Consider the following 3886-nt stretch of genomic DNA (forward strand, 5'->3'; position numbering starts at 1 on the left):
CGAGGTAGCCGCGGGCCAGTGACGCGCCGACGAGGTACAGCTCGCCCGGGACCCCCGGTGGGACCGGCTGGAGGTGCTCGTCCAGCACGAAGCAGGTCACGCCGGTCACGGCCGACCCGATGGGGGGCGGCGCGGCGGCGTCGAGCTCCTCGCTGACCGTGGCGCACACGGTCGCTTCGGTCGGTCCGTACGCGTTCAGCAGCCGGCACCGCGGTGCCCACCGTGCCACGACGTCGGGCGGGCAGGCCTCGCCCGCGACGATCACCGTCATGCCCTCCGGCAGGGATCCTTCGTCCAGCGCTGCCAACGCCGACGGCGGCAGCACCATGTGCGTCACCGACTCCTCCGCGACGAGCGCCGCGAGACCGGGACCCGGCAGCAGCCGCTCGGGAGCGGCGGTGACGACCGTGCCGCCGGTCAGCAGGGTCGCGAACACCTCCCAGAACGCCGCGTCGAAGCTCGGCGTGGCGAACTGCAGGACCCGGCTGCCGGGGCCCAGGCCACCGATTTCCCCGCGGGACGCGGCGGCCAGGCCGGCCGCGCCGGCGTGGGTCACCACGACGCCCTTGGGCCGCCCGGTGGACCCGGACGTGTAGATCAGGTACGCCGCGTGCGCGGGGTCGAGCGGCGCGACCCGCTCGGCATCGGTCAGGTGCCGGGCGGGGTGCGCGGCCAGTTCGGCGCGCACCTCGGGCGCGTCGAGCGTGAGCGCGGCGAGGTCACCGGGCGCCTCGACGCGGTCCGCGAGCGTGTCCAGCAGCAGGGCCGGCGCCGCGTCGAGCAGCATCCGGTGGATCCGGTCGGCCGGCAAGGTGGCGGCGACCGGCAGGTACGCCGCTCCGGCCTTGAGCACCCCGAGCATCATCACCACCAGGTCGGGCGACCGGGGCGGCACGATCGCCACGACGGCCTCCGGGCCGATGCCGCGGGCCCGGAGCACGCGGGCCAGCCGGTCGGCCCGCGCGTCGAGTTCCGCGAAGGTCAGCGCCGAGTGCTCACCGGTCACCGCGACGGCCTCGGGCGTGCGAGCGGCCTGCTCCTCGAACAGCGCCGGCAGGGTCCGCGGCGGGACGGCGGGGCGTACGGCGAGCAGCTCGGCGCGCTCGGCGGTGGTGAGGATGTCGAGGTCGCCGACGCGGGTGTCGGGGTCGGCGGTGGCGGCGGTGAGCAGGAGTTCGAACCGGTCGAGGATCCGCTGGACGGTCGGGGCGTCGAACAGGTCGGTGCTGTATTCGAGGTAGCACGCGATGCCGTCCGGCGCGCCGTCGGCGGCCCGCCGCTCGGCGAGGCCGAACGTCAGGTCGAACCGCGCCGCGCCGGTGCCGAGCGGTTCGGGTCGCACCCGCACCCCCGGCAGGTCCCAGTGCACGCCCGCGGCCGCGCCGGTGTTGTTCAGCGCCAGCATGACCTGGAAGAGCGGGTTCCGCGCGGTGCTGCGTTCGGGGTTGAGCTTTTCGACGAGGTGTTCGAAGGGGGTGTCCTGGTTGGTGTAGGCGGTGAGGTCGGTGGTGCGGGTGCGGGTGATGACGTCGCGGAAGGTGGGGTTGCCGTCGAGGTCGATGCGCAGGACGAGGGTGTTGACGAAGAACCCGACGAGGTTGTCGAGGGCGTCGTCGAGGCGTCCGGCGATGGGGGAGCCGAGGGGGATGTCGGTGCCGGCGCCGAGGCGGGACAGCACTGCGGCCAGCCCGGCTTGGAGGATCATGAAGAGGGTGGCGTCGTTGTCCTGGGCCAGTTCCAGCAAGCGTTCGTGCAGTTCGGCGCCGAACCGGAGCTCCGCCAGCGCACCGTGGAAGCTGGGCACGGCCGGGCGGCGCCGGTCGACGGGCAGGGTGAGCTCTTCGGGGGCGCCGGCGAGGGTGTCCCGCCAGAAGCCGATCTGCCGGGCGATGACGGAGTCCGGATCGCTCTCGTGGCCGAGCAGTTCGTGCTGCCAGAGCGTGTAGTCGGCGTACTGGACCTCGAGCGGCGGCCAGTCCGGGGCGTGCCCGGCGAGCCGGGCGGTGTAGGCCGCCGACAGGTCCGCGCTGAGCGGCCCGAGCGACCAGGCGTCACCCGCGATGTGGTGCAGCAGCACCAGCAGGACGTACTCGTCCTGTCCACAGTGGAACAACCAGGCCCGCACCGGCAGTTCGGCCGCCAGGTCGAAGGGGTACCGCACCGCGTCGTCCAGCGCACTGCCCAGCGCGGTCCGGCTGGTCGGCACCACTTCCAGGACCGGCTCGGCCCCCTCGAGCACCTGCTGCCGCGGCCGGCCGCCCGTTTCCGGGAAGACCGTGCGGAGCACCTCGTGCCGGTCCACCACGTCGGCCAGCGCCCGGCGCAGGGCCTGCCGGTCGACCGGCCCGGTCAGCCGGACGGCCAGCGGCGTGTTGTACGTGGCGCTCGGTCCTTCCAGCTGCTGGAGGAACCACAACCGTTGCTGCGCGGGGGAAAGCGGGATCTCCGCCGGCCGGGGGCGGGGCCGCAGGACCGGACGGCCGGCGGCTCGCCCGCCGTCGAGCCGGGCGGCCAGCCCGGCCACGGTCGGCGCGTCGAACAGGTCCTGCACCGCCAGTTCGACCCCGAGGACCGACCGGACCCGGCTGATCACGCGGGTGGCCAGCAGGGAATGCCCGCCGAGGTCGAAGAACCGGTCGTCGATGCCGACACCGGCCAGCCCGAGGACGTCGGCGAACACCGCGCAGAGGATCTCCTCCTTCGGCGTGCGCGGCGGACGTCCCCGGCCCGCCGCCGCGAAGTCGGGCTCGGGCAGGGCCTTGCGGTCCACCTTGCCGTTGGGCGTGACCGGCACCTCGGCGAGCACCACGACGGCGTCCGGCACCAGGTGTTCGGGCAGCCGGTCGCGCAGGAACGCCCGGACCGCACCGGGCAGCGCGGCGGCCCGGCGGCCCGCCGACGGTTCCCGGACGTGGCCGGCCAGGCTGCCGGCCGGTCCGGCGGGCAGGTACCCCCCGCTCAGCGGACCGGTGCCGCGGACGAACACCGCGTCCATGAGGTCGTCGCCCCGGGCCGACCAGGTCACGACGACCGTGTGGCCGGTGCGCCGCCCGAGTTCGTGCACCGCCTCGGGATCGACGGCCGTGCTCCCGCCCGGACCGGTGGTGAGCACCCGGGCGGCCGCCTGCGGTGCGCTGCCGCCGGCCACCAGCCCGGCCGCCGCGACCGGCCCGGTCAGCCGGGCGTTCGGGATCGCGGCGACGCGCAGGGCGTCCGGCCGCCCGGTCAGCCGGGCTTCCAGTGCCGCGAGGTCCTCGACGTCGGTGCCCCAGCGCAGGGTCTCGGCGTCCGAAAGCGACACGGCCGCGCCGGGGCTCTTGTACAGCACGACCTCGTACCGGTAGCGAAGCAGCTCGGTGCCGTGGGAGCCGCGCTTGAGCCGGATGTCCACGCCGGCGAAGCCGGCCTCCCGGTCGGCGAGGGCGGCGAAGTACTCCGGATCGACCAGCAGTTCCCGCTCGCCGAGCACCCCCTGCTCGATGGCGCGGCGCAGGGCGTCGGCGCCGCGGTGGGCCGAGCGGTGCAGTTCGACCTCGGTCCGGAAGCAGCGCAGCAGCCCCCGGTGGCGGACGTCGCCGAGGACGATCGCACCGCCGGGCGCGAGCAGGCCGGCCAGCCCGGTCAGCACGCCGGTGAGGTAACCGGCGTCGGGGAAGTACTGGATGACCGAGTTCAGCACGATCACGTCGAAGAACCCGGACGGCAGGCCGTCGAGGACGTCGGCGGCCTGCACGCGCAGTTCCACCTTGCCCTCGAGTTCCGGCCGGTGCGCGACCTGGGCGCGCAGCCGGTCCACGGTGGCGCCCGAGAAGTCGGTGCCCCAGTACGTTTCGCAGTGCGGGGCCAGCCGGGACAGGATCAGCCCGCTGCCGACGCCGATTTCGAG

The 3886-nt window shown here is 74.8% G+C and carries 1 protein-coding gene (cut by a window edge); it reads right to left on the bottom strand.

Annotation, left to right across the window (positions count from 1 at the left end):
* The coding region annotated (locus CCN39_RS36145; RefSeq protein WP_158104578.1) for a class I SAM-dependent methyltransferase crosses the window boundary (this coding region is incomplete at its 3' end): on the bottom strand, positions 1-3886 show 3886 of its 3946 nt. 60 nt of the annotated region lie beyond the right edge of the window.

Origin of the sequence: Amycolatopsis kentuckyensis, from assembly GCF_002155975.1 — a bacterium.
GTDB classification, from domain to species: domain Bacteria; phylum Actinomycetota; class Actinomycetes; order Mycobacteriales; family Pseudonocardiaceae; genus Amycolatopsis; species Amycolatopsis kentuckyensis.